The organism is Streptomyces katrae, assembly GCF_002028425.1.
Classification (GTDB): Bacteria; Actinomycetota; Actinomycetes; order Streptomycetales; family Streptomycetaceae; genus Streptomyces; species Streptomyces katrae_A.
Genome location: NZ_CP020042.1, coordinates 6,431,821 through 6,454,724, shown reverse-complemented (window position 1 = coordinate 6,454,724; position 22,904 = coordinate 6,431,821). Strand labels below are relative to the sequence as shown.

General features: G+C 73.8%; 21 protein-coding genes. 8 read left to right on the top strand and 13 right to left on the bottom strand.

Annotation, left to right across the window (positions count from 1 at the left end):
• Both B4U46_RS29205 and idi read left to right on the top strand, forming a co-directional pair.
• Positions 1 to 1,251: a bifunctional class I SAM-dependent methyltransferase/N-acetyltransferase gene (locus B4U46_RS29205; RefSeq protein ID WP_079432058.1), complete on the top strand. Its 1,251-nt coding sequence runs from the start codon at positions 1 to 3 to the stop codon at positions 1,249 to 1,251.
• A 131-nt stretch (positions 1,252 to 1,382) separates the two neighbouring features.
• Complete coding sequence (gene idi, locus B4U46_RS29200) at positions 1,383 to 1,985, top strand: isopentenyl-diphosphate Delta-isomerase (RefSeq protein WP_079430630.1); 603 nt, start codon at positions 1,383 to 1,385, stop codon at positions 1,983 to 1,985.
• 48 nt (positions 1,986 to 2,033) lie between these two features.
• Here idi and B4U46_RS29195 read toward each other — a convergent pair whose 3' ends face one another.
• Together B4U46_RS29195 and B4U46_RS29190 are read right to left on the bottom strand one after the other, a co-directional pair.
• Complete coding sequence (locus B4U46_RS29195; RefSeq protein ID WP_079430629.1) at positions 2,034 to 2,564, bottom strand: ATP-binding protein; 531 nt, start codon at positions 2,562 to 2,564, stop codon at positions 2,034 to 2,036.
• Positions 2,565 to 2,658: 94 nt separating this feature from the next.
• On the bottom strand, positions 2,659 to 3,318 hold the full coding sequence (locus B4U46_RS29190) for an HdeD family acid-resistance protein (protein ID WP_079430628.1): 660 nt from the start codon (positions 3,316 to 3,318) through the stop codon (positions 2,659 to 2,661).
• An 80-nt stretch (positions 3,319 to 3,398) separates the two neighbouring features.
• On the opposite strand from B4U46_RS29190, the gene B4U46_RS29185 reads away from it, so the two are divergent.
• Positions 3,399 to 4,178: an enoyl-CoA hydratase/isomerase family protein gene (locus B4U46_RS29185; protein ID WP_237293160.1), complete on the top strand. Its 780-nt coding sequence runs from the start codon at positions 3,399 to 3,401 to the stop codon at positions 4,176 to 4,178.
• Here the strand turns inward: B4U46_RS29185 and B4U46_RS29180 are convergent.
• Positions 4,147 to 4,791, bottom strand: a complete 645-nt coding sequence (locus B4U46_RS29180; protein WP_079430626.1) for a DJ-1/PfpI family protein — start codon at positions 4,789 to 4,791, stop codon at positions 4,147 to 4,149. The two genes, B4U46_RS29185 and B4U46_RS29180, sit on opposite strands and share 32 nt — an antisense overlap.
• A gap of 270 nt (positions 4,792 to 5,061) precedes the next feature.
• The gene (locus tag B4U46_RS29175; protein WP_079430625.1) at positions 5,062 to 6,030 is read right to left on the bottom strand and encodes a GlxA family transcriptional regulator; all 969 of its coding nucleotides are present in this window, start codon (positions 6,028 to 6,030) and stop codon (positions 5,062 to 5,064) included.
• 114 nt (positions 6,031 to 6,144) lie between these two features.
• On the opposite strand from B4U46_RS29175, the gene B4U46_RS29170 reads away from it, so the two are divergent.
• Positions 6,145 to 7,407 (top strand): SLC13 family permease, encoded by a 1,263-nt coding sequence (locus tag B4U46_RS29170; RefSeq protein WP_079432057.1) that lies wholly within the window; start codon positions 6,145 to 6,147, stop codon positions 7,405 to 7,407.
• A 38-nt stretch (positions 7,408 to 7,445) separates the two neighbouring features.
• Positions 7,446 to 9,083 carry an ABC-F family ATP-binding cassette domain-containing protein gene (locus B4U46_RS29165; RefSeq protein ID WP_079430624.1) on the top strand — a complete coding sequence of 546 codons (1,638 nt, stop codon included), beginning with the start codon at positions 7,446 to 7,448 and terminating at the stop codon, positions 9,081 to 9,083.
• 72 nt (positions 9,084 to 9,155) lie between these two features.
• On the opposite strand, the gene B4U46_RS29160 is transcribed toward B4U46_RS29165, so the two are convergent.
• The 6 genes from B4U46_RS29160 to B4U46_RS29135 form a co-directional block, all read right to left on the bottom strand.
• Entirely contained in the window at positions 9,156 to 9,380 is a 225-nt protein-coding gene (locus B4U46_RS29160) for a hypothetical protein (protein WP_100862462.1), read from the bottom strand.
• 65 nt (positions 9,381 to 9,445) lie between these two features.
• Complete coding sequence (locus tag B4U46_RS29155) at positions 9,446 to 10,228, bottom strand: SDR family NAD(P)-dependent oxidoreductase (protein ID WP_079430622.1); 783 nt, start codon at positions 10,226 to 10,228, stop codon at positions 9,446 to 9,448.
• Positions 10,229 to 10,297: 69 nt separating this feature from the next.
• The gene (locus B4U46_RS29150) at positions 10,298 to 11,494 is read right to left on the bottom strand and encodes an MAB_1171c family putative transporter (protein WP_079430621.1); all 1,197 of its coding nucleotides are present in this window, start codon (positions 11,492 to 11,494) and stop codon (positions 10,298 to 10,300) included.
• Positions 11,484 to 11,936 carry an ImmA/IrrE family metallo-endopeptidase gene (locus B4U46_RS29145; protein WP_237293159.1) on the bottom strand — a complete coding sequence of 151 codons (453 nt, stop codon included), beginning with the start codon at positions 11,934 to 11,936 and terminating at the stop codon, positions 11,484 to 11,486. Before B4U46_RS29145 ends, B4U46_RS29150 begins: the two co-directional genes overlap by 11 nt.
• 296 nt (positions 11,937 to 12,232) lie before the next feature.
• Positions 12,233 to 14,671, bottom strand: a complete 2,439-nt coding sequence (locus B4U46_RS29140; RefSeq protein ID WP_079430619.1) for a Tex family protein — start codon at positions 14,669 to 14,671, stop codon at positions 12,233 to 12,235.
• A gap of 96 nt (positions 14,672 to 14,767) precedes the next feature.
• A complete protein-coding gene (locus B4U46_RS29135; protein WP_079430618.1) occupies positions 14,768 to 15,634 on the bottom strand; it encodes an SCO6745 family protein in 867 nt (288 codons plus the stop codon).
• A 321-nt stretch (positions 15,635 to 15,955) separates the two neighbouring features.
• Here B4U46_RS29135 and B4U46_RS29130 point away from each other — a divergent pair, with 321 nt between their 5' ends.
• On the top strand, positions 15,956 to 17,458 hold the full coding sequence (locus tag B4U46_RS29130; protein ID WP_079432056.1) for a M1 family metallopeptidase: 1,503 nt from the start codon (positions 15,956 to 15,958) through the stop codon (positions 17,456 to 17,458).
• 36 nt (positions 17,459 to 17,494) lie between these two features.
• Here the strand turns inward: B4U46_RS29130 and B4U46_RS29125 are convergent, their stop codons facing one another.
• A complete protein-coding gene (locus B4U46_RS29125) occupies positions 17,495 to 18,385 on the bottom strand; it encodes an oxygenase MpaB family protein (protein ID WP_079430617.1) in 891 nt (296 codons plus the stop codon).
• 141 nt (positions 18,386 to 18,526) lie between these two features.
• On the opposite strand from B4U46_RS29125, the gene sph reads away from it, so the two are divergent.
• Entirely contained in the window at positions 18,527 to 19,516 is a 990-nt protein-coding gene (gene sph / locus B4U46_RS29120) for a sphingomyelin phosphodiesterase (protein ID WP_079432055.1), read from the top strand.
• Positions 19,517 to 19,750: 234 nt separating this feature from the next.
• Here the strand turns inward: sph and B4U46_RS29115 are convergent, their stop codons facing one another.
• Positions 19,751 to 21,628, bottom strand: a complete 1,878-nt coding sequence (locus B4U46_RS29115; RefSeq protein WP_079430616.1) for an AMP-dependent synthetase/ligase — start codon at positions 21,626 to 21,628, stop codon at positions 19,751 to 19,753.
• 85 nt (positions 21,629 to 21,713) lie between these two features.
• Here B4U46_RS29115 and B4U46_RS29110 point away from each other — a divergent pair, with 85 nt between their 5' ends.
• The gene (locus B4U46_RS29110) at positions 21,714 to 22,445 is read left to right on the top strand and encodes a MerR family transcriptional regulator (RefSeq protein WP_079430615.1); all 732 of its coding nucleotides are present in this window, start codon (positions 21,714 to 21,716) and stop codon (positions 22,443 to 22,445) included.
• Positions 22,446 to 22,475: 30 nt separating this feature from the next.
• On the opposite strand, the gene B4U46_RS29105 is transcribed toward B4U46_RS29110, so the two are convergent.
• Positions 22,476 to 22,886, bottom strand: a complete 411-nt coding sequence (locus B4U46_RS29105; RefSeq protein WP_079430614.1) for a hypothetical protein — start codon at positions 22,884 to 22,886, stop codon at positions 22,476 to 22,478.
• Positions 22,887 to 22,904: the final 18 nt, after the last annotated feature.

The window sequence follows — 22,904 nt, the reverse complement described above, 5'->3', positions numbered from 1 at the left end:
ATGGAGCTGCACCGCGGGCTGCCCCGGCAGTCCCCCGGTTCCGACACCACCACCCGGCACCTGCTGTCCCTGTGCGGACCGCTGCCCGAGCGGCCGCGCGTCCTCGACATCGGCTGCGGTCCGGGCCGCAGCGCCCTGCTGCTCGCCGCCGAGGCGGGCGGGGCGGGCCGCGCCGAGGTGACCGCCGTCGACCTGTACGAGCCGTTCCTGGACGAGCTGCGCTCCGCCGCCTCGGCCCGGGGCCTCGGCGGACGGGTCCGCGCGGTGCGCGCCGACATGGGGGCGCTCCCCTTCGAGGACGGCTCCTTCGACCTCGTGTGGGCGGAGGGCTCCGCGTTCGTCCTCGGTTTCGACCGGGCGCTCGCCGCATGGAAGCGGCTCCTCGCCCCCGGCGGCCGGCTCGTGCTCAGCGAGTGCGAGTGGACCGCCGAGGAGCCCTCGGCCGGGGCCCGGGCCTTCTGGGACCCCCAGTACCCGCTGCGCTCCACCGCCCGCAACACCGCGGCCGTCCAGGCGGCCGGCTACCGGCTGCTGGGCGACGTCCTCCAGCCGGACTCCGACTGGGCCGGGTACTACGGGCCGCTCGGCGAGCGCGCCGCCGCCTTCACCGCCGCCACCCCGGCGCAGTCCGCCGCGCTGGCCGCCGTGCGCGAGGAGCTCGCCGTACGGGAGCGGCACGGACACGAGTACGGCTACCGGGGCTGGGTGCTGGCCCCGGTGACCGCCGGGGACCCCGCCCCGGACGGGGGCCGCTGGCGGACCCGGCCCGAGACCGCGGCCGACGCGGCGGCGGTGCGTGGCGTCAACCTGGCGGCCTTCGAGACCCCGTTGGAGGCCGATCTCGTGGACGCGCTGCGCGCCGACGGTTCCTGGCTGCCGGGGCTGTCGTACGTGGCCGAGGGCCCGGAGGGGTCGGTGGCGGCGCACGCCCTGCTGACCCGCTGCGAGGTGGACGGCGCGCCGGCGCTCGCGCTCGCTCCGGTGGCGGCCGTTCCCGCGCTCCAGCGCTCGGGCGCCGGCAGTGCGGTGGTACGGGCGCTGCTCGCGGCCGCCGCGGCGCGGGGGGAGGCGTTGGTGCTGGTCCTGGGGCATCCGTCGTACTACCCGCGCTTCGGGTTCGTCCCGGCGTCGCGCTACGGGATCCGGGCTCCTTTCGAGGTGCCGGACGGGGCCATGATGGCGCTGGTGCTGGACGATTCCGTTCCGGTGCCCGCGGGCACGATCGGGTATCCGGCCCCCTTCGGCCTCTGAGGCCCTGACGGGCCGTCCGGCCCCCGCCGCTTACCACGCGGCGAGGGCTGGACATGCGCGGATGGCCGAAGTGGGGACAAGCCCCTTTTGTACGGCAGACTGAAGACCGAAGTCCGAAGCGAAGGATGGGTATGCCGACCACATCAGCCACTGACGCCAACAACAGCGCGTCCGCCGGCACCGGCGCTCAAGAATCGATCATGCTCGAACTGGTCGACGAGTCCGGCAACACCATCGGCACGGCGGAGAAGCTCTCCGCCCATCAGGCCCCCGGTCTGCTGCACCGGGCGTTCTCCGTGTTCCTCTTCGACGAGCAGGGCCGGCTGCTGATCCAGCAGCGCGCCCTCGGGAAGTACCACTCCCCCGGCGTCTGGTCGAACACGTGTTGCGGTCACCCCTACCCCGGCGAGTCCCCGTTCGCGGCGGCCGCCCGGCGCACCCACGAGGAGCTGGGGCTCTCGCCCTCGCTGCTCGCGCAGGCGGGGACGGTGCGCTACAACCACCCGGACCCCGCGTCCGGGCTGGTCGAGCAGGAGTACAACCACCTGTTCGTGGGACTCGCCCAGGCGTCGCCGGCCCCGGATCCGGAAGAGGTCGGGGACACCGCCTTCGTCACGGCCGAGGAGCTGGCGAAGCGGCATGCGGAGGCGCCCTTCTCGGCCTGGTTCATGACGGTGCTCGACGCCGCGCGTCCCGCGATCCGCGAGCTGACCGGCGACGCGGCCGGCTGGTAGCCGCTGCGCCGTTCGGGTGCGGTGCGGGCCCGTCGGCGGGCCGGGGTCTCACACGGGCCGGGCCGGGGCCTTGAGCGGCAGTGCGGCCCAGATCACCTTGCCGCCGGTGGAGGTGTGCTCGACGTCGCACACCCCGCCGGCCTCCAGGGTGACCTCCCTGACCAGCAGCAGGCCCCGGCCGCCGGTCTGGCCGAAGTCGGCTTCCAGCGCCTTGGGCCGGTATGGGTGGTCGTCCTCGACGGCCACCCGGACCCAGTCCGGGCCCACGGCCACCTCGACGGCCACCTCGGGGGAGAGCAGGGCGGCGTGCCGGACCGAGTTCGTCACCAGCTCGGAGACGATCAGCAGCAGGGAGTACACCAGGTCCTGCGAGGCCGGCACCCCCTGGCGGCCGAGCAGGTCGCGGACCGCCCGGCGCGCCTGCGGAACGGATTCTTCTACCGCCGGCGCGGTGAAGCGCCACACTCCCTCGTACATGAGGGGGTCGGCCGGAGCGGCCGGCTCACCTCCCCTGGCCTGCGGGATGCTCCCGCTGTCGTCCATCTTCCGGCCCCCGTCTTCACGCTCGATCGTCTCCACGCGTCAAGAGTGGCGAGCCGCCTGGTCCGGACCGCTCCGCTGACCAGAAGTCAGCAGCAATCGCACACATTCTGACCGCCGGCGTATGACGGAGTCAGTTGTTGGACTGTTCCTGATCCGCCACGCTCCGCTTGGCAGCGTCTGCCGTGTCCTGTCCGTTCCCCGCGTCTTCCCTGACCAGACCCAGGATCCGCCGGGCGCCCATCCCCACCGCCACCAGGCTCAGCCCGTCGAACAGCAGGGCCAGGGAGAAGAAGGTCCCGATCACGTACAGGCTGCTGCCGGGCCACTCCCAGAGGATCAGGATGCCGAGCAGGATCCCGAAGGCGCCCTGGATCAGGGACAGCCCGAAGTTGGGCCCGCGCACCACCAGGGAGCCCGCGAGGCGGAACACGCCGCCGGTGAGGAAGAGCAGCGCGGCGAACATGGTCAGCGCCTCGGCGCCCGCCTCGGGGCGCCGCAGGATCACGAACCCGGCGGCGAGGTTGACCGCGGCGACGATGACGGCCAGCCAGAAGTAGTTGCTCTTGCGGGACTGGACCGCCTGGGCGAGGCCGACCAGGCCGCCGATCAGCAGCAGCCAGCCGAAGAGGAACATCGAGGTCAGGGTCGCCACCCCGGCGTAGACCAGGCCCACCAGCCCGGCCAGCACCAGGACCACCCCGAGGAGCGCCAGCAGCCCGAAGCTGCGGTTGAGCTTCTTCTTCTCCTGCTGCTGCGGCTGCTTCCGCTCGGCCCTTCGGTCGGCGCTCATGGGCATGCCACCTCCTGCACCCCCCGGGGGACGGAGTCCCCTTGATCATAGGATCGTCACCCCCGGATAGCATCCGGCGCATGGACGCAGCCATGGACGCCGCCCGGGAAGCAGCCCTCCGCCACACGGTCGCCGACGGGGTGGCCACGGTCACCATCTCCCACCCCGCGAAGCGGAACGCCATGACGGCCGCCATGTGGCGGGCGCTGCCGGAGCTGCTGCCGGGGCTGGCCGCCGACCCGGCCGTACGGGTCCTGGTGCTGACCGGGGCCGGTCCGACCTTCTGTGCGGGCGCCGACATCTCCTCCCTCACCGGGGACGAGGATCCGCCGGCCCTGGCGGTCGCGGCGGAGGAGGCCCTGGCCGCGTTCCCCAAGCCGACGGTCGCGGCGGTCCGCGGCTTCTGCGTGGGCGGCGGCAGCCAGCTGGCGGCGGCCTGCGACCTGCGGTTCGCGGAGGAGGGCGCCCGCTTCGGGGTGACCCCGGCGAAGCTGGGCATCGTCTACCCGGCGTCCTCCACCCGCCGGCTGGCCTCGGTGGTGGGCCCGGCGTGGGCGAAGTACCTGCTCTTCTCGGCCGAGCTGATCGGGGCGGAGACCGCGCTGCGGGCCGGGTTCCTGAACGAGCTGCTGCCGGCCGGCGAACTGGACAAGCGGGTGGCGGAGTTCACCCGGACTCTGACCGCGCGCTCGCAGCTGACGCAGGCCGCGGCGAAGGAGTTCGCGGACGGCCGCACCGACCGGGACGCGTACTGGAGCGGCCAGGCGGCCGCGAGCGGCGACACCGCGGAGGGTGTCGCCGCCTTCCTGGAACGCCGGGACCCGTCGTTCAGCTGGCGCCCCGGTCCGTCAGGGGATTAGCGGAACGCAGCCGGGCGACGATCTCGGCCGGGGCCTTGGCCGGGGAGCCCGCGTCGTAGGGCGGCTGGGGGTCGTACTCGCACATCAGCTGCACGGTCTGGGCGTACGTGTCCCCCGCGATCCGGCCGAGCAGGCCGAGCCCCATGTCCAGGCCGGAGGAGACCCCGGCGGCGGTGACGTACTTCCCGTCGAAGACCACCCGCTCGCCGGTGGGCTCGGCCCCGAAGGGGGCGAGCTGGTCGAGGTACAGCCAGTGGCTGGTCGCCCGCCGCCCGTCGAGCAGTCCGGCGGCGGCCAGGAGCAGCGAGCCGGTGCAGACGGACGTGGTCCAGGTGGAGGTGGCGTCCACGGAGCGCAGCCAGTCGAGGACGGCGGGGTTCTTCATCTCCACCTCGGGGTGCGGGCCGCCCGGGACGATGACGATGTCGGGGCGCGGCACCTCGTCGAGCGACTTCTCGGCGACGAGGACGGCCGCGCCGTTGTCGGTCCGCACGGGGCCCTTGTGCTCCGCCACGAAGACGGTCTCGGCGCCGTCGAGGCGGCTGAGGGTTTCGTAGGGGCCGATGGCGTCGAGGGCGGTGAAGCGGTCGTAGAGCAGGACGGCGATCTGCACGTCTCCTCCGGAGGGGTTGCTGTGACGTTGACGGCCGCCCCGGCGGGGCTGCCCGTGGTGCGCCGGGCCCGCGAGCCCGGATTTCCGCTGCGCGGGGCTGGTCGGGACTGGTCGGGACTGGTCGGGGCTGGTCCCCCACCCGCCCTTCGCCCGTTCCCAGGGGCTGCGCCCCTGACCCCGCGCCTCAAACGCCGGCGGGGCCATGGGTGGCCCCGCCGCCGTTGGGGGGCGATACGTACGGGGGTCTGGGGCCGGAGCCCCTGCGGGCGCCTACACCGCCGGGGGTCCGAAGCGGCGGCGGTATTCGGTCGGGGACTGGCCGAGGGTCCGGACGAAGGCACGGCGCAGCGCCTCCGGAGTGCCGTAGCCGCACTCGCGGGAGATACGGGCCAGCCCCTCCCCCGACTCCTCCAGCATCCGCCGCGCGTGTTCCACCCGCACCCGCTCGACGTACCGCCCCGGCGTCACCCCCGTCTCGGCCTGGAAGGCCCGCGCGAAGTGCCTCGGGGACAGCGCGGCCCGGGCCGCCAGGGCCTCCACGCTCAGGTCGCCGCCCGGGTGCTGGCTGATCCAGTGCTGCACCTCCCGCAGCGGCTCCCGCCGGGCGGTCTGCGCCGCGAGCTGGGCGCTGAACTGCGCCTGGTTGCCGGGCCGGCGCAGGAACACCACCAGGTGCCGGGCGATCAGCAGGGCCACGTCCCGCCCCAGGTCCTCCTCCACCAGAGCCAGCGCGAGGTCGATCCCGGCGGTGACCCCGGCCGAGGTGGCCACGTGGCCGTCCCGGACGTAGATGGGGTCCGGTTCCACCGTCACCCGCGGGTAGTCCCGTGCCATCCGCTCGCACACCGACCAGTGCGTGGCCGCCCGCCGCCCGTCCAGCAGCCCGGCCTCGGCCAGCAGCAGGCCGCCCGTGCAGACGGACACCAGCCGGCCCGCCCGGCCCCCGTGGGCCCGCAGCCAGTCGGTGATCCTCGGGTCGAAGTCCCCCGTGTAGCGGCCGCCGGGCACCAGCAGGGTGGTGTCCGGCCCGGGGCGGGCGTCCTCCAGGTCCCCGTCGGGGACCAGGGTCAGCCCGCTGCCGGTGCGGACCGGGCCGCCTCCGGGGGAGACCGTACGGACCGCGTACCCGCCGTCGCCCGGGCGGCAGCGGCCGGCTCCGTCGAAGACCTCGACGGGGCCGGTCACGTCCAGGCTCTGGACCCCGTCGTAGAGGACGACGAGCACGTCTCGCTGTGGCATGGCTCCATGGTGTGACCCGTCCACGATGGCCGCAATGACGGGCGTCCCACCTATCCGGACACGGAGCCCGTGCGTTCCTTGGCCGGTCCTTCCCGCCCTGTCCGGAGTGCCCCCCTGAACACCGTCCTCGCCGAGTCCCTGTCCTGCGCCCTGCTGCTGCTCGTCCTGGCGTTCGCCGTGGTGCGCCCGCGCCGGCTGCCCGAGGCGGCGGCCGCCGTGCCGGCGGCCGGGCTGCTCGTCGCGCTGGGGGTGGTGTCGCCGGCCGACGCCTGGGAGCAGCTGTGCGGGCTGCTGCCCGTGGTCGGGTTCCTGGCGGTGATCCTGGCCCTCGCCCAGCTGTGCGCGGACGAGGGGCTGTTCCGTGCGGCGGGGGCCGCGGTGGCCCGGCGGGCGGCCGGGCGGGGGGCGGCGGGGCTGCTGGGCGGGGTGTTCCTGGTGGCCGCGGCGGTGACGGCCGTGCTCAGCCTGGACGCCACGGTGGTGCTGCTGACGCCGGTGGTGCTGGCCACGTCCGCCCGGCTGGGCGCCCGGCCGCGCCCGCACGTGTTCGCCACCGCCCACCTGGCGAACTCGGCCTCGCTGCTGCTGCCCGTGTCCAATCTGACGAACCTGCTGGCCTTCGCCGCGAGCGGGCTGACCTTCACCCGGTTCGCGGTGCTGATGGCCCTGCCCTGGGCGGTGGCCGTCGCGGTGGAGTACGCGGTGTTCCGCCGGTACTTCCGGGCCGACCTGGCGGCCCCGCCCGAGCACGTGCCCGGGGTGGCGGAGCCCGCGCCGCTGCCCCGGTTCGCGACGGCCGTGCTGGTGCTGACCCTGGCGGGTTTCGCGGTGGCCTCGCTCGCGGGGGCGAGCCCGGCCTGGGCGGCGCTGGCCGGTGCGGTGGTGCTGGGCGTGCGGGCCCTGTGGCGCCGCGAGACCACCCCGCGGCGGCTGGCGGCCTCCACCGCGCCCGCGTTCTGCGTGTTCGTGCTCGCGCTGGGCGTGGTCGTACGGGCCGTGGTGGACCACGGGCTCGGCGACGGGCTGGAGTGGCTGCTGCCCGACGGGGACGCGCTGCCCGCGCTGCTGGCCGTGGCGGGGGTGGCCGCCGTGCTCGCCAACCTGATCAACAACCTCCCGGCGGTCCTCGTCCTGCTCCCGCTGGCCGCGCCGGGCGGGCCGGGCGTGGTGCTGGCCGTGCTGATCGGGGTGAACATCGGCCCCAACCTGACCTACGCGGGCTCGCTGGCCACCCTGCTGTGGCGGCGGATGCTGCACGCGCACGGCGAGGACGTCCGCCTCGGCGACTTCACCCGCCTCGGGCTGCTCACCACCCCCGCCGCCCTCGCGGCGGCGGTGGCCGCCCTGTGGGCCGGGCTGCGGCTGACCGGCGGGTAGGCCGGCGGCGCGCGGCGCGCCGATAGGATCGGGGCATCATGACTGCAACCCTCGTCGCCAAGAACCTCACCGCCGCGCACGGCGAGCGCACGCTCTTCGCCGGCCTCGACCTCGTCGTCGCGCCCGGCGACGTCATCGGCCTCGTCGGCGTCAACGGCGCCGGGAAGTCGACCCTGCTGCGGCTGCTCGCCGGGCTGGACACCCCCGAGACCGGTGAGCTGCGGCTCTCCCCGCCCGGTGCGGCGGTCGGCCACCTCCCGCAGGAGCCGGAGCGGCGGGAGGGCGAGACCGTACGGGAGTTCCTGGCCCGCCGGACCGGCGTCGCGGGCGCGCAGGCGGCGCTGGACGAGGCCACGCAGGGGCTGGTGGACGGCACCCCGGGCGCCGACGACGCGTACGCGCAGAGCCTCGACCGCTGGCTGGACCTCGGCGGCGCCGACCTGGACGAGCGGGCCCAGGAGACCGCGGACGAGCTGGGCCTGGCGGTGAGCCTGGACCTGCCGATGACGGCCCTGTCCGGCGGCCAGGCGGCCCGCGCCGGCCTCGCGTCGCTGCTGCTGTCGCGCTACGACGTGTTCCTCCTCGACGAGCCCACCAACGACCTGGACCTGGCCGGTCTGGAGCGGCTGGAGCGGTTCGTGACGGGGCTGCGCGCGGGCACGGTCGTCATCAGCCACGACCGCGAGTTCCTGACGCGGACCGTCACCAAGGTCCTCGAACTCGACCTGGCGCAGCAGCAGATCAAGCTCTTCGGCGGCGGCTACGAGTCGTACCTGGAGGAGCGCGCGCGGGCCCGCAGCCACGCCCGCGAGGAGTTCGAGGAGTACGCCGACAAGAAGGCCGCCCTCGAGGGCCGCGCGCAGATGCAGCGCAACTGGATGGACAAGGGCGTGCGCAACGCCCGCCGCAAGTCCTCCGACAACGACAAGATCGGCCGGGCGCTGCGCGGGGAGTCCAGCGAGAAGCAGGCCGCGAAGGCACGCCAGACGCAGCGGGCGATCGAGCGGCTGGAGGTGGTCGAGGAGCCGCGCAAGGAGTGGGAACTGCGCATGGAGATCGCGGCGGCCCCGCGCTCCGGTTCGGTCGTCGCCACCCTGCGCGAAGCGGCCGTCAAGCGCGGGGACTTCACCTTCGGGCCGGCCAGCCTGCAGATCGACTGGGCGGACCGGGTGGCGATCACCGGGGCCAACGGTGCCGGCAAGTCCACCCTCCTCGCGGTCCTGCTGGGCCGGCTGGCCCCGGACTCCGGCTCCGCCACGCTCGGCTCGGGCGTCCTGGTCGGCGAGGTCGACCAGGCGCGCGGGCTGTTCCTCGGCGAGGAGCCGCTGCTGGAGGCCTTCTGCGCGGCGGTCCCGGACACCGAGCCGGCGGACGTGCGGACGCTGCTGGCCAAGTTCGGCCTGAAGGCGGCGCACGTGCTGCGCCCGGCGGCGACCCTCTCCCCGGGCGAGCGCACCCGGGCGGCGCTGGCGCTGCTCCAGGGCCGCGGGGTGAACCTGCTGGTCCTGGACGAACCGACGAACCACCTGGACCTGCCGGCGATCGAGCAGCTGGAGTCCGCTCTGGAGGCCTACGAGGGCACCCTGCTGCTGGTCACCCACGACCGCCGCATGCTGGACGCGGTGCACGTGACCCGCCGCCTGGAGGTCGCGGACGGCAAGGTCACCGAGCTCTGAGCGCGGCGGCCCGGGCCCCTGGAACGTCTCGGGGCCCGGGCCGTCCGCCCGGTGCGGTCCGGTCGGGGCCGCCTAGCCGTGGCCGTGGGCGTGGCCGCGCTGCTTGCGGGGGTCCGCCGGGTCCGGGGTGCCGGGGCGGTCGAGGCGGCTGGCCTCGTCCGTGTCCTCGCGCCGGACCGGTCCGGGTGACTTCCGCCCCGGGTCCCCGGCCGTGCCCCGCCGCGCGTGCGGCTTGCGCCGCTGCTGCCCGTCGTCGTCGTGGAGCGGGACGCCGCCCGCGCCGCCTTGCTCGTCCATGGCACAACCTCCTCTGTCCCCCGGTCCGGCGGCTTCCCCGGCGGCGGCCCCGCAAACCGGCCGGCTCAGCCCGTCCGGTCCGCGGGGGCCCTGCGCTTGCGGGCCATCCGGCCGGCCACGAAGGTGCGCGGGAGGTGGCGGACCGCGAGGGCGTACGCCTGGTACCGGCGGCCCGTGATGCTGACCGGGCGGCGCAGCGCGAGGTCGCGCAGGGCCTTGGCCACCACCGCCTCCGGCTCCAGCCACACGCCGTCGCGCAGGGAGCTGACGTCGGACCCGGCGCGCTGCTGGAACTCGGTGCGGGTGAAGCCGGGCACCACCGCCAGCACCCGGACCCCGTACGGTGCCATGTCGACCCGGAGGGACTCGCTGAAGGCGGTGACCCAGGCCTTCGCCGCCCCGTAGGTGCCGGTGGGCAGCAGTCCCGCGACGGAGGAGACGTTGAGCACCGCGCCCCGGCGGCGTTCCCGGAGCCCCGGCAGCAGGGCGTGGGTGAGGCGGAGGGGGACCTTCACCAGGAGGTCGAGCATCCGCTCCTCGTCCTCGACGGGGTTGTACGGGTAGGGCGCGGGCAGTCCGAACCCGGCGTTGTTGACCAGGACGTCGACGGGCCGTGCGGTGTCGGCGAGCCGGGCGGCGACGGCCGCGCAGCCGTCGGGGTCGAGGAGGTCGGCGGGCAGTACCTCGCTGACGGTCCCGAAGTCCCGGGCGAGGTCCGCGGCCACGGCTTCCAGGCGGGCCTTGTCCCGGGCGACGAGGACCAGGGCGCAGCCCTTGGCGGCGAAGCCGCGGGCGAAGGCGGCGCCGAGGCCGGCGCTGGCCCCGGTGATCAGGACGGTGGTGGTCAAAGGGGTGTCACTTCCTCGGTGTTGCGGACGGGTGCCGGTGGTGCACCCGGTTCGTGCGGCTCGCCCGGTTCACGTGGCGCCCGGTCCGGGGGCGAAGGCGGAGGTCTCGGGTGAGGCGTAGGCCTGGGCGACGTCCACCAGGAAGCGGGCCTCGTCCTTCAGGCCGCCGCCCTCCGCGGAGGTCTGCATCGCGGCCGGGAGCTCCAGGGCGGGGGCCTGCGCCGGCTGTCCGGGCAGTCCGGCGAGCTTGGCCCGCCGGGCCTCCTTCAGTACGCAGGCCAGCGCGGCCGCCGTCTGCCGCTGCTCGGGGATCCGGCTGCCCGCGACGTGGCCGCGTGCGAGCTCGGGCACTCCGGGGGCCACGTACTCCCCCAGGATCAGGATCGCGTCGCGGGTCTCGATGACCTTGCGGTAGACGAGCAGGTTGCGCGGAACGGGCGGCCAGATCAGCTCCAGCACCCGTCCGGCGCGGGGCCGGGAGAGGACCACGTGCGGAACGGCCTGGACCAGGTCCCGCCACAGCGGCCACAGCCGCCATGCGGTGGCGGTGTCGGCGAGGGCGTGGCGGAGGGTGAAGAGGGTGGGGACGAGGATCGCGGCGGCGCGCAGCAGTCCGTGCAGGTTCATCAGCAGCGGCAGGGCGGGCACCGCCCAGGTGCTGGCGAACAGGGCCTTGAGCAGGTACGCGAACCAGAACAGCCAGGCCAGGCCGGTGCCCAGGCCGAACAACCGCAGCCCGGCGGCCAGTCCGCGGCTCTCGGTGCGCAGGCTGTAGCGCCAGCACACGTACACGCAGATGGTGTTGGCGATCAGGTGGGCGGAGATCAGCACGAGCCAGTACGGCAAGGAGGGGACGGGGGCGCCGGAGTTGGGGATGGTGTGCGTGCCGTGTGCCGGCGCGGCCGCGTCCAGGGCGACGAGCACGCCCAGCCAGACCAGGGTGCCCACCCAGGAGGCGAGCGGGAGCCTTCGCCCTCGGGTGGCGGCGGCCACGAAGTAGAGCACGGCGCCGGCCGACAGGACGCCGATCAGGTTGCGGACGAGGCCGATGGTGTGCGCGTACGAGGCGCCGCGGCTCATGGCGTACGTGACGACGTCGGGCAGGTTCAGGGTCATGGCGGCGGCCGCGGTGGCGACGGCGAGCCAGAGCCCGCGCTGCTGCGGGGAGCGCAGGGCGCCGGGGGCGCGCAGCAGGACGGCGGCCCACAGGCACACCACGCTGGGGACCGCCAGGCTGTCGCCGAAGGCGGCGAGGTCAGCTGCCATGGCGGTGGCCCCGCTCGTACCCCATGGCGGACTCCAGCCGGGCGAGGGCGCCGCGCGGGCCGGGGGCGGGCCGGGGGTGGGCCGTGCCCGAGGTGTGGATGCGGATCATGCTCGCGAGCATCTCCGCCTCCTGCTCCTGGCGGGTGGTGTAGTTGGTGCGGCCGAGGACCACCGGGGCCTGGCCGTCGATCTCCTCGCCCTCCAGGGAGTGGTGGCCGAAGAGGATGTGACCCAGCTCGTGGAGCACGATGTGCTCGCGGTGCAGGGGGGTGGTGTGGGCCTCGTAGAAGACGTAGTCCACGGTCTCGGTGCCCACCCACAGGCCGCAGACGCCGGATTCGGCGGCCTCGCGGGGCAGCGGGTGGAGACGGATCGGACGGCCTCTGCGGTCGGCTATGCGGGCGCACAGGGTGTCCAGGGAGAACGGGTGCGTCAGATCCATGTGACCGAGAATCATCTCGCAGCGTCTGCGCAGGCTGAGATTCCGGTAGGGCATGTGTTCCCTCTTCGGACCCTTTCTCGGGCAGCGTCGGTAGGCGTGGGTGGGCATCGGCATAACGTCCTGTGCCTTGAGGCGGCCTCGGGAGTGCGGTCCTGAGGGGAAACGCGGAACGCCCGTCCGCGCGAGACGAACGGGCGTTCCACCATGCCTACAGATCACGTGCGGGAGTTGGCAAGGACGGCCCTCCCACGTGGGCGTTTTCCGGCCAGGGCTGCCGGCCCCGCCCGCCGGGCCGGCTACCGCTTGCGGCGGTCCTCCCGGCCGCCGCCGGTGAGGCCGGCGCGGCGCAGGGCATCGGCCATGGCGCTGTTGGCGGGGGCCGGGGCGCCGGACCGCTCGCCGCCGCCCTGCCCGCCCTGGCGCCGGCCGTCGCCGCGCCGGCTCTGGCCCTGGCCCTGGCCCTCGCCGCGTCCCTGGCCCTGGCCCTGGCCGCGCTGTTGCGGGGGACGGCCGCCGCCGCGGCGCTCGTCGCGCTGGCGGGGCGCACCGGCTCCGCGTTCCGCGCCGGCCTCGTCCTCCAGCCGCAGGGTGAGGGAGATCCGCTTGCGCGGGATGTCCACGTCCAGGACCTTGACCTTGACGATGTCGCCGGGCTTCACGACGTCCCGCGGGTCCTTGACGAAGGTGTTCGACAGGGCGGAGACGTGGGCCAGGCCGTCCTGGTGGACGCCGATGTCGATGAAGGCGCCGAAGGCGGCCACGTTGGTGACGACCCCCTCCAGGACCATCCCGGGGGCCAGGTCGCCGATCTTCTCCACGCCCTCCTTGAAGCTGGCCGTCCTGAAGGCCGGGCGCGGGTCGCGGCCGGGCTTCTCCAGCTCGCGCAGGATGTCGGTGACGGTGGGCAGGCCGAAGGCCTCGGTGACGAACTCGTCGGGGCGCAGGGAGCGCAGGACGGAGGTGTTGCCGATCAGCGCGGCCACCTCGCCGCCCGCCTTCTTGCCCATCGCCCGCACCACCGGGTAGGCCTCGGGGTGCACGGCGGAGGCGTCGAGCGGGTCGTCGCCGCCGCGGATGCGCAGGAAGCCGGCGCACTGCTCGTACGCCTTCGGGCCGAGGCGGGCGACGTCCTTGAGGCCCTTGCGGCTGCGGAAGGGGCCGTTGGCGTCGCGGTGGGCCACGATGTTCTCGGCGAGGGTGCCGCTGATGCCCGAGACGCGTGAGAGCAGGGGCGCGGAGGCGGTGTTGACGTCGACGCCGACGCCGTTGACGCAGTCCTCGACGACCGCGTCGAGGGAGCGGGAGAGCTTCACCTCGGACAGGTCGTGCTGGTACTGGCCGACGCCGATGGACTTCGGGTCGATCTTGACGAGCTCGGCCAGCGGGTCCTGGAGGCGGCGGGCGATGGAGACGGCGCCGCGCAGGGAGACGTCCATGCCGGGCAGTTCCTGCGAGGCGAAGGCGGAGGCCGAGTACACGGAGGCGCCGGCCTCGGAGACCATCACCTTGGTGAGCCCGAGCTCGGGGTGGCGGGTGATCAGGTCCCCGGCGAGCTTGTCGGTCTCGCGGGAGGCGGTGCCGTTGCCGATGGCGATCAGCTCGACGCCGTGCTCCCGGGCGAGGCGGGCGAGGGTCGCCAGGGACTGGTCCCATTTGTTGGCGGGAACGTGCGGGTGGATCACGTCCGTGGCGACGACCTTGCCGGTGGCGTCGACGACGGCGACCTTCACGCCGGTGCGGAAGCCGGGGTCGAGGCCGAGGGTGGCGCGGGTGCCGGCCGGGGCGGCGAGCAGCAGGTCGCGGAGGTTGGCCGCGAAGACCCGTACGGCCTCGTCCTCGGCGGCGGCGCGCAGCCGGGTCCGCAGGTCGATGCCGAGGTGGACCTGGATCTTGGTGCGCCAGGCCCAGCGGACGGTGTCGGCCAGCCACTTGTCACCGGGCCGGCCCCGGTCGGCGATGCCGAAGCGGCGGGCGATCAGGCCCTCGTAGGTGGACGGTCCGGGGGTGTCGGAGGGCTCCTCGGGCTCCAGCTCCAGGCTGAGCACGTCCTCCTTCTCGCCGCGCAGCATGGCGAGGACGCGGTGGGAGGGCAGGGCGGTGAAGGGCTCGGCGAAGTCGAAGTAGTCGGAGAACTTGGCGCCCGCCTCCTCCTTGCCCTCGCGGACCTTCGCGGCGAGGCGGCCGCGGCCCCACATGCGCTCGCGGAGGTCGCCGATGAGGTCGGCGTCCTCGGCGAACTTCTCGGTGAGGATGGCGCGGGCGCCCTCCAGGGCGGCCGCCGCGTCGGCGACCCCCTTGGCGGCGTCGACGAACGCGGCCGCGGCTGCGGCCGGTTCGGTGGAGGGGTCGGCCAGCAGCCCCTCGGCGAGCGGCTCCAGGCCGGCCTCGCGGGCGATCTGGGCCTTGGTGCGCCGCTTGGGCTTGAAGGGCAGGTAGATGTCCTCCAGCCGGGCCTTGGTGTCGGCCGCGTTGATCCGGGCCTGCAGCTCGGCGTCGAGCTTGCCCTGCTCGCGTACGGAGTCGAGGACCGCCGCGCGGCGGTCCTCCAGCTCGCGCAGGTACCGCAGCCGCTCCTCCAGGGTGCGCAGCTGGGCGTCGTCGAGCATCTCGGTCGCTTCCTTGCGGTAGCGCGCGATGAACGGCACGGTGGAGCCGCCGTCGAGCAGCTCGACGGCGGCCTTGACCTGCCGTTCCCGTACGCCGAGCTCCTCGGCGATCCGGCCTTCGATGGACATCGTCGTCACTGCGGTCCCGCCTGTCTTCGTGCCTTCGTGCGTATGCGTGGAAGGCTGCAATTGTGGCAGGTGCCGGTGGCGGCTGCGGGGAGCCCCTCAGCCCTTTCCGAAGAGGTCGGGCGGGAAGGCGCCGGCGCCGATGGCCTGCTGGACGAGGGCCCCGCCGAGCGCGTGGAGCCGGGCGACGCCGGAGGCGCCGAGGTGCTCGTACGGAGCGGCGTCGAGCCGGTCGGTCTCGGTCTCGAGCCGCTCGCGCAGGGCGCGGCCCTCCTCGGTGAGCTCCCCGTCGCCGTCGAGGACCCCGCGGGCGCGCAGCCGGTCGGCGGCGGCGTCGAGGTCGGACTGCTCCCAGCCGCGGATGGACTTGACCCACTTCTCCGTCATGCCGCGGCCGGTGGCGGTGTGGCTGACCAGCGCCTCCAGCGGGTCGAGGCCGGTGAGGAGGAGCGCGGCGAGGTGCCCGTCCCCGCGGTGCTCGCGCAGGAGGGTGGTGGCGTGCCAGAGCCGCAGGTGCGGTTCCTCGGGGACGGGGAGGTCGGCGTGGGCGGCGTAGAGGGTGCGGCCGTGCCGGGTGCAGGCCTCGGTGGCGCGTATCGCGAGGTCGGCGGCTTCGGCGAGCTCGGGCGAGGCGATCGTCTCCGGGCCGAGGAGGCGGCGCAGCGAGCGGTCCACCGCGCGCAGGCGGGCGGCGAGGACCTGCTCGGGGGTGGTGGTGTCCCAGACGGCGGGGAGGTGCCGGGTGACGAGGTCGTGGCGGTAGTTGTAGAAGGTCGCGGTGACCACGCCGGGGCCGACGGCGCCCATGGCCGCGGAGCGGCTGGCCAGGTTGACGGCCACCCGGTCGGTGACGCCGAGGGCGCCCAGCTCCTCGAAGAGCTCCGGGGAGAAGTAGCTCGTGGCGTGCAGGGGGTTGATGGCGGCGTGCCAGCAGCGGCGTGCGGCGTGGGGGGCGTCGATCGTCATGACCGCACCCTACCGACTAGCCGGTATGGAGCACACCCCCTGCCCTGGCGGGCGTCCCTCGAGCGCGGGCGGGCGCATTCGCGCCAACCTGCGCCCGGCCCCGTGGGCAGGGGCGGGCCCCGGAAAGCGCCTTCCGGGCCGCCCGTCCCACGGCCGGGACACCGTGGTGGGCCGTGATCGTGACGGCCGAATGGCGATCGTGTGACAGCAGGGGCCATGGACATGACCTGAGTCGCCACGGGTGAATACGGTCGGACCACGTACGACGTACGACCGTCGACGGATGAACCGATCTGTCTCCCCTACCCCTTGGAGCTCTTCGTGTACCGCAAATTGATCGCCCCGAGCGTCCTGGCCGCCTCCCTCCTGCTGGTGATCCCGGCGTCGGCGGCCGGGACCGTCCAGGGCGCGCCGGGCATCGGCGACGGCTACTACCCGGAGAGCGGGAACGGCGGCTACGACGTCTCCCACTACGACCTGCGCCTGCAGTACCAGCCGAAGACCGACCTGCTGGAGGGCACGGCCACCCTCCTGACCACCGCCAAGCAGGACCTGTCCCGGTTCAACCTGGACTTCGGCCTGAAGGTGAGCGAGATCCGGGTCAACGGCGCCAAGGCGAAGTTCGCCACCTCCGGCGCGCACGAGCTGGAGGTCACCCCCGCGCAGCCGCTGGCCAAGGGCAAGCAGGCCACCGTGGTCGTCAAGTACGCCGGAAAGCCCTCGGAGTTCAAGATCGACGGCTGGTCCGCCTGGCAGCGCACCCCGGACGGCGGCATCGCGGCGCAGGAGCCCGACTCGGCGGTCTGGTGGTTCCCGAGCAACGACCACCCGCTGGACAAGGCCACGTTCGACATCTCGGTCAACGTGCCCGACGGCACCCAGGTCATCAGCAACGGCGTGCTCCAGTCGCAGTCCTCCCGGCTCGGCTGGACCCGCTACAACTGGCGCTCCAACAAGCCGCAGGCCACCTACCTGGCCACCCTCGCCATCGGCAAGTTCGACATCACCACCGACAAGACGGCGAGCGGCCTGCCGATCCTCAACGCCTACAGCCGGGACCTGGGCGACAACGCGGGCGCGGCGCGGGCGAGCGTCGAGCGGACCGGCGAGGTCGCGGAGTGGCTGGAGTCGGTCTTCGGCCCCTACCCCTTCAACGCGCTGGGCGGCTACGTCCCGAACGTGCCCTCCGGCTTCGCGCTGGAGACCCAGACCCGGCCGTTCTACAGCCCGCGCCAGTTCGCGAACGGCGCGAACGTCTCGGTCGTCGTGCACGAGCTGGCGCACCAGTGGTACGGCGACAGCGTGTCCGTGGACAACTGGAAGGACATCTGGATCAACGAGGGCTTCGCCCGCTACGCCCAGTGGCTGTGGTCGGAGAAGGAGGGCGAGGGCACCGCCCAGGAGCTCGCCCAGTGGGCGTACGACACCCGCCCGGCCGAGGACCCGTTCTGGCAGGTCAAGCCGGGTGACCCGGGCGCGGAGAACCAGTTCCACGGGGCCGTCTACGACCGGGGCGCGATCGCCATCCAGGCGCTGCGCAACGAGGTCGGCGACGAGACGTTCTTCCAGATCCTCAAGGGCTGGCCCACCGAGCGGGCCTACGGCAACGCCAAGGTCGGGGACTTCGTCCGGTACGCGGAGAAGATCTCGAACAAGCCGCTCGCCCAGCTCTTCGACACCTGGCTGTACACCCCGGGCAAGCCGGCCTTCGGCGCCCCCGCCGCCAAGCCCGGCGCCCGCTCCCTCCAGGCCCCGGCGAAGCCGGCCGTGGAGCCGAAGTCCTGGAAGAAGATCGCCGCGACGAACAACATCCACGACCACTGATCCACGGCGGTACGCGGACCGGCGCGCCGGGGCCCCTCAGCGGGCCCCGGCGCGCCACCGTGCCCGGGCGGCGCGGGCCTGCGGGAGGTAGCGCAGCCGTTCGGGCAGGAGCGGCACGAGGATCCGTACGGCGGTGCTGAACCGCCGCAGCCGGCGCTCCTGGGCCGGGGTCCACTCCAGGCCGATGGCCGCCCGGGCGTCGGGCGGCATGTAGCCGACGGTGACGAAGGCCCGGAAGCGCAGGTAGCCGGTGCGCAGGAGCGGCCAGGTGAGCCGCAGCAGCAGCCGCAGGGCCGGGGAGGCGGGCTCGGGGCGGGGCAGGTCGGCATCGACGGCGACCAGCTCGCGGGCCACCTTGGTCGGCTCTATCTCCTCGGCCAGCATCCGGTGGTAGTACGGCCAGAACTCCTCGACCGTCTGCGGCATGTCCCGGTCGCGCAGCCCCAGGATCCGGCCGACCTGCAGCCACTCCCGGTACATCTGCCGCTCCTGGGCGGGGGTGATGGGGCGGAACAGGTAGCGGCCGGCGTACTGGGCGACCGGGAAGCCGGTGGCGTGCACCCAGGCGTAGCAGGCCGGGTCGAGGGAGTGGTAGCGCCGGCCCCGGGTGTCGGTGCCCTGGATCTCCTTGTGCAGGCGGCGCACCCGGCGGCCCTCGGCGGCGGCCTCGTCCCCGCCGTAGACCCACAGCATCACCGAGCGCAGGGAGCGCTCGCCGCGCCCCCAGGGGTCGGTGCGGAAGACCGAGTACTGGTCGACGCCGGCGCCGACGGCGGGGTGGGCGACCTGCATGGTGAAGGCGGCGGGCAGGGTCAGCAGGGAGCGGATGTCCCCGGCGGTGGTCCACAGCACCCCGCCCGGCGGCGGGGGCTCGGGATCGAGACGCCTCGGGGGGATTTGGGGGGTGATGTGACCAGTGTGGTTCATGAGGTCAATTATGCGAGCGCGAGAAGTCTTGGTCCGGACAGAAAGTCTTGTCACGGGTGTTACCCCGAAGTAACCGTGGCTGCTTGGATGACGGCGTCGATCTTCCCCCGCAGGATTCCACCGGACATGTTGGAGACCTCCATGCCGCAGATCTCGCACCGCAGCCGCGCCGCCGCCACGGCCGTCGCCGCGACCGCCGCAGCAGCAGCCCTCGCCCTTTCCTGCGCCCCCGCCGCCACGGCGGCCCAGAGCGGCTCCGCTCCCCGGCTGAGCGTCCTGACGTACAACACGTTCCTGATGAGCAAGAACCTGTACCCGAACTGGGGCCAGGACCACCGGGCGGCGGAGATCCCCAAGGCCTCCTTCTTCCAGGGCCGCGACGTGGTGGTGCTCCAGGAGGCCTTCGACAACGGCGCGTCGGACGCGCTCAAGGCGAACGCCGCCGCCCAGTACCCGTACCAGACCCCGGTCGTGGGCCGCAGCAAGAGCGGCTGGGACGCGACGGGCGGCTCCTACTCCGCCACCACCCCGGAGGACGGCGGCGTCACGATCCTCAGCAAGTGGCCGGTGCTGCGCAAGGAGCAGGTGATCTACAAGGACGCCTGCGGCTCCGACTGGTGGTCCAACAAGGGCTTCGCGTACGTGGTCCTGGACGTCAACGGCACCAAGGTGCACGTCGTCGGCACGCACGCCCAGTCCACCGACTCCGGCTGCGGCACGGGTGAGGCGGCGCAGATGCGCAGCCGCCAGTTCAAGGCGATAGACGCCTTCCTCGACGCCAAGAACATCCCGGCGGACGAACAGGTCATCGTGGCGGGCGACATGAACGTCGACTCCCGCAGCCCGGAGTACTCCTCGATGCTCACCGACCTCGACCTGGCCCCCGCCGACACGCGCACGGGCCACCCGTACTCCTTCGACACGGCGCTCAACTCGATCGCCAACTACCGCTACCCCACGGACCCCCGCGAGGACCTGGACTACGTCCTCTACCGCAAGGGCAACGCCCGCCCGTCGGGCTGGGAGAACAACGTGGTCAAGGAGGAGTCGACCCCCTGGACGGTCTCCAGCTGGGGCACGTCGTACACCTACTCCAACCTCTCGGACCACTACCCGGTGGTGGGCCGCTAGCGACGGCCCCCGCCCACCCACCGGGCGGTAGCCAACAGCCGGCCGGGACCCCGCCGGGACCCCGCCCTCCCCCGTACCGCCCCGCGGTCCGGCCCCGCCCCAGGGAGGGGCCGGACCACCCGCCGCCCCGCAGCCGGGGAGGCGGGTGGGCAAGCACCGGTCGGCCGGGACCCCTCGAGGGGGAGATGGCGGGCCCGCGCCGCGAGCCCGCCGCCAGGCCCCCCGGCCCGGGGCTCAGGGTCCCTCGTACAAGCCCTCCAGCAAGGCTCCGTACCTCTCCCGCACCACCCTGCGGCGCAGTTTCAGCGTCGGGGTGAGTTCGCCCGTTTCCGGGCCCCATTCCTCGGCCAGCAGCCGGTAGCGCTTGATCTGTTCCGTGCGGTTGAGGCGGGCGTTGGCGGCCTCGACCGCGCGGGCCGTTTCCTCCAGGACCGCCGGGTGGGCGGCCAGGTCCGCCAGGGTGGCCGCCTCGATGCCCCGGGCGGCGGCCCAGGACGGGGCCAGTTCGGGGTCCAGGACCAGCAGGGCCACCAGGTAGGAGCGGCCGTCTCCGTGGACCAGGGCCTGGCCGATCAGCGGGTGTTCCTTGACGGTGTTCTCCACCAGCGCCGGGGCCACGTTCTTGCCGTTCGAGGTGATGATCAGTTCCTTCTTGCGGTCCGTCAGCCACAGGAAGCCGTCCTCGTCCAGCCGGCCGATGTCCCCGGTGGGGAACCAGCCCTCGGCGTCGGCGGCGCCCTCCACCGTGCCGTCGGGCCGCAGGTAGCCGTCGAAGACGGTCGCTCCGCGCGTCAGGACCTCCCCGTCCTCGGCGAGCCTGAGCTCCAGCCCCTCGATGGGCCGGCCCACCGAGCCCAGCCGGAAGCCGCCGGGGGTGTTGCTGTTGACGGTGCACACCCCCGAGGTCTCGGTCAGGCCCCAGGCGTCCATGATGGTGATCCCCCAGCCCGCCCAGAAGCGGACCACGTCGATCGGCATCGGCGCGGTGGCGCTGGCCGTCCAGACCAGCCGGTCCAGACCCGCCAGCCGCAGCAGCGGGTCCAGTACCCGTTCCTTCACCTCCGCGTACGAGGCCTCCAGCGCGGCCGGGACCTCCTCGCCGCGCTCCCGGTGCCCGGCCAGGGCCCGGGCCACGTCCCCCGCGCCGTCGATGGCCCGCCGCTGCTCCTCGGGAAGCCCCGCCAGCACCGCCCGTACGCCGGCGGCGAGCTTCTCCCACACCCGTGGCACGCCGAAGAACTGCACGGGCCGCAGCTCGCGCACCGCGCCGGCCACGGCGGTGGGGTCGGCGACCAGCCGCACGTGCGCGGCGCGCAGCAGCGGCAGGTAGATGCCGAGGATCCGCTCGGCGATGTGGGCGAAGGGCAGGTAGCAGATGTGCTCGGCGTGCTCGGGGAGCTCCACGTGCCGGTCGAGGCGCACCGACTGGAGCAGGATGTTGCGGTGGCTGAGCCGCACCCCCTTGGGGTCTCCGGTGGTGCCCGAGGTGTAGACGACGGTCAGCGGGTCCTCGGGACGGCTCTCCTGCCAGGCCTTCTCGAAGGTGTCGGGGCGGTGCAGGCGGGCGCCGCTCGCGTAGAGGGAGCCGTAGGTGGCGTGCGGGCCGGCTTCGGCGGCCTCCACGACGACGAGCCGCTCCAGCGGGGTGGCGGGGTCGTCCAGCAGCGGGGCCCAGCGGGCGAGTTCGCGGGCGCCCTCGACGACGGCCAGCCGGGCGCGGCTGTGGCGGGCGATGTGGGCGATCTGCTCGGGGGCGGAGGTGCCGTAGACGGTGACGGGGACGGCGCCGAGGTGGACGAGGGCGAGGTCGCTGAGCCAGTGCTCGGGCCGGTTTCCCATCATCAGCAGGACGTGTTCGCCGCGGGCGACGCCCAGGGCGGTGTATCCGGCGGCGAGGACGGCGACACGGCGGCGGGCCTCGCTCCAGGTGAGGGTTTCCCACCCGCCGGCGCCGCCTCCCTCCGCGCCCGTGCCCCCGTCCGCGCCCCCGTCCGTGCCCCCGGTGCGCCAGGAGAGGGCGGGCAGGTCGGGGTGTTCGGCGGCGTTGCGGGCGAGCAGAGCGGGCAGGGTGAGGTCTTCGGGACGTCCGGGCAGTCGCAGGTTCGTGGTCATGGGCAGCTCCTGGCCGTTTCACATCGTTGGTGCGACAGCAATACTGTTGAACCCAAGCCGTGCAGCAGAGAGCAAGGAGCGGACGATGGCCGACCACCGGGCGACCGAGCCGATGCTCACCGTCGACGAGCTGGCGTCGAGGGCCGGTGTCACCGTCCGCACCGTACGGTTCTACAGCACGCGCGGCCTTTTGCCCCCTCCCGTGATCGGACCTCGGCGGGTGGGCCACTACGGCCCGGAGCACTTGTCGCGGCTGGCGCTGATCGAGGAGCTCCAGCACCAGGGCATGACCCTGTCGGCGATCCAGCGCTACCTCGACGCCCTCCCCGACGACCTGAGCCCGCACGACCTGGCCATCCACCGGGCGCTGGTGGCGACCTGGGCGCCGGACGCGGCGCTGGAGGTGTCGCGGGCGGAGCTGGAGAAGCGCGCCGGGCGGAGCCTGTCGGAGGAGGACCTGCGCCGGCTGGCCGCGATGAACGTGGTGGCGGAGTCGGACGGCGGCTTCCGGGTGGAGGCGGGGCTGCTGCGGCTGGGGGTGGCGCTGCTGGACGTGCCGATCGCGCACGAGACGCTGCTGGTGGCGCGGGGGATCCTGCTGGAGCACGCGCGGACGGCGGCGCACGAGCTGACGGCGCTGTTCCGGGACGAGGTGTGGGGGCCGTTCACCGAGGGTGAGAGCGATCAGGAGCGGATCGAGTCGATGAAGGCCCTGTCGGCGCACATGCAGCCGATGGTGGTGCAGGCCCTGGTGACGGCCTTCCAACGGTCGCTGAAGGATGAACTGCGGGCGGCGTTCGCCCCGGAATCCGGGTGAACGCCGCCCGCTGAAAAGGTGCTTGGGGACTCACACGCCGCCCACGAGGAACGACCAGCCCGAGGAGACCCCGGGCAGAGATCCGACGTTGGCGTAGGTGTTCCCGCTGAGTTTCGAGGTCCAGGCGGTGCCGTCCGTCTTGTAGAAGAACAGGCTGTCGCCGGTCCGGCCCTCTTCCTCCCACACGCCCGACGTGCCGATGTCGCGGAAGGCGCCGACCTTGCCGTCGGTCGCCCGGGCGATGCGGTAGCGGAGTTGGGAGCCGTTGTCCGCCAGGGCCAGGCCGACTTCGCCGGACTTGACGAAGACCGCCGTGTCACACGAGGCGGCGAGGGAATCCCAGCCCGTGCTGAAGTTGTCGTACGAGCGGACGTGGTGGTAGCGGCCGTTGCGCAGGGTGCCGGTGCCGCCCTGGCCGTTGTCGGCGTTGTAGAACAGCATCGAGTCGCGGCTCGCGAC

Coding starts and splice junctions, on each gene's coding strand:
- sph (WP_079432055.1), top strand. CDS start 18,527: ATGCCGCAGATCTCGCACCGCAGCCGCGCCGCCGCCACGGCCGTCGCC.
- B4U46_RS29110 (WP_079430615.1), top strand. CDS start 21,714: ATGGCCGACCACCGGGCGACCGAGCCGATGCTCACCGTCGACGAGCTG.
- B4U46_RS29135 (WP_079430618.1), bottom strand. CDS start 15,634: ATGACGATCGACGCCCCCCACGCCGCACGCCGCTGCTGGCACGCCGCC.
- B4U46_RS29160 (WP_100862462.1), bottom strand. CDS start 9,380: ATGGACGAGCAAGGCGGCGCGGGCGGCGTCCCGCTCCACGACGACGAC.
- B4U46_RS29145 (WP_237293159.1), bottom strand. CDS start 11,936: ATGGATCTGACGCACCCGTTCTCCCTGGACACCCTGTGCGCCCGCATA.
- B4U46_RS29115 (WP_079430616.1), bottom strand. CDS start 21,628: ATGACCACGAACCTGCGACTGCCCGGACGTCCCGAAGACCTCACCCTG.
- B4U46_RS29140 (WP_079430619.1), bottom strand. CDS start 14,671: ATGTCCATCGAAGGCCGGATCGCCGAGGAGCTCGGCGTACGGGAACGG.
- B4U46_RS29190 (WP_079430628.1), bottom strand. CDS start 3,318: ATGAGCGCCGACCGAAGGGCCGAGCGGAAGCAGCCGCAGCAGCAGGAG.
- B4U46_RS29165 (WP_079430624.1), top strand. CDS start 7,446: ATGACTGCAACCCTCGTCGCCAAGAACCTCACCGCCGCGCACGGCGAG.
- B4U46_RS29105 (WP_079430614.1), bottom strand. CDS start 22,886: ATGCTGTTCTACAACGCCGACAACGGCCAGGGCGGCACCGGCACCCTG.
- B4U46_RS29205 (WP_079432058.1), top strand. CDS start 1: ATGGAGCTGCACCGCGGGCTGCCCCGGCAGTCCCCCGGTTCCGACACC.
- B4U46_RS29175 (WP_079430625.1), bottom strand. CDS start 6,030: ATGCCACAGCGAGACGTGCTCGTCGTCCTCTACGACGGGGTCCAGAGC.
- B4U46_RS29125 (WP_079430617.1), bottom strand. CDS start 18,385: ATGAACCACACTGGTCACATCACCCCCCAAATCCCCCCGAGGCGTCTC.
- idi (WP_079430630.1), top strand. CDS start 1,383: ATGCCGACCACATCAGCCACTGACGCCAACAACAGCGCGTCCGCCGGC.
- B4U46_RS29185 (WP_237293160.1), top strand. CDS start 3,399: ATGGACGCAGCCATGGACGCCGCCCGGGAAGCAGCCCTCCGCCACACG.
- B4U46_RS29150 (WP_079430621.1), bottom strand. CDS start 11,494: ATGGCAGCTGACCTCGCCGCCTTCGGCGACAGCCTGGCGGTCCCCAGC.